The sequence below is a fragment of the Prevotella sp. MGM2 genome, from assembly GCF_002933955.1.
Taxonomy (GTDB): domain Bacteria; phylum Bacteroidota; class Bacteroidia; order Bacteroidales; family Bacteroidaceae; genus Alloprevotella.
In genome coordinates, this window is sequence record NZ_BEWW01000040.1 from 1 (window position 1) to 971 (window position 971).

Annotated in this window: 1 protein-coding gene; it reads left to right on the plus strand. The window is 42.4% G+C overall.

Annotated elements, in window-relative coordinates:
* Positions 1-365 precede the first annotated feature (365 nt).
* Entirely contained in the window at positions 366-872 is a 507-nt protein-coding gene (locus C5S62_RS00970; protein WP_104403678.1) for an energy transducer TonB, read from the plus strand.
* Positions 873-971 lie beyond the last annotated feature (99 nt).

Consider the following 971-nt stretch of genomic DNA (forward strand, 5'->3'; position numbering starts at 1 on the left):
CATGAGCAATTAACCTACGCTCATTTCCAATAAATTACACTCTTTTCGTAACTTCTGCCTGCAAAGATACTATTTTTTAACGATTGCGAATTGGCCGGACGATATACATTCCTTTATTTGCTGATATCCTTTGGGAACTTTTGAGAGGTGTTTTACTTTCCACGCATATTGAAAACAGAACTTATTGATTTTTCTGAAAATAAATACTTAATATATTGGGTTTTGATTTGCGATCTTTTTCGTATATTGCATCCGTAAATATAGTGATACTGAATTTCTCCAAGAGCATGAGTGGCGAATTTTCAAACGATAGCGAAACCCTTTATCAATAACTTTAGTGTATTACCTTTTCAAAGCGAATCAGAATGATGAACATTAAAAAGACTTCCCGCTTTTGGCAGATGAAAAACCTGCTCCTGGCATCTCTCAGCCTGTGTGTGCTGGCTGTGGGACATCCCGCCTATGCCTCAATGGGCATGACCTCAGAGTCTGGTACGGCCGCGGCTGCCGACATGCCCGCCGCATTGCTGACGGCGTCTGCACCCGACAGCGTTTTACCCGCCAACTACAAGGTGGAACAACCTGCCCGATACCCGAAGGGAGAGACGGCTCTCCTGCAATTCTTGGCAGAGAACATTCGTTATCCTGCAGATGCTTTGGAAAAAAATATACGAGGCTCTGTGGTTATTGGGTTTACAGTTGATAAAACAGGAAATGTCACAGATGTAAAAGTTCTGAAACCGCTCCATCCTTCATGTGACGCTGAAGCCGTCCGCGTAGTGAAAATGCTGAAAAAGTTCAAGCCTGCAAAAACTGGTGGAAAAGAGGTGGCCATAAGGATGGTTCTGCCTATCCGTTTTCAATCGAAATGAATAAAACGGACAGAGGAAAAAGCGTTTTCAGGGGAAGGGATAAATTACAGGCAACGATTTTAACATAATTTGCTTTCCGCCGGAAAATGTATTATCTTT

What these genes read in the sequence shown, in the direction of transcription:
- C5S62_RS00970 (WP_104403678.1), top strand. Translation starts at nt 366, where the DNA reads ATGATGAACATTAAAAAGACTTCCCGCTTTTGGCAGATGAAAAACCTG.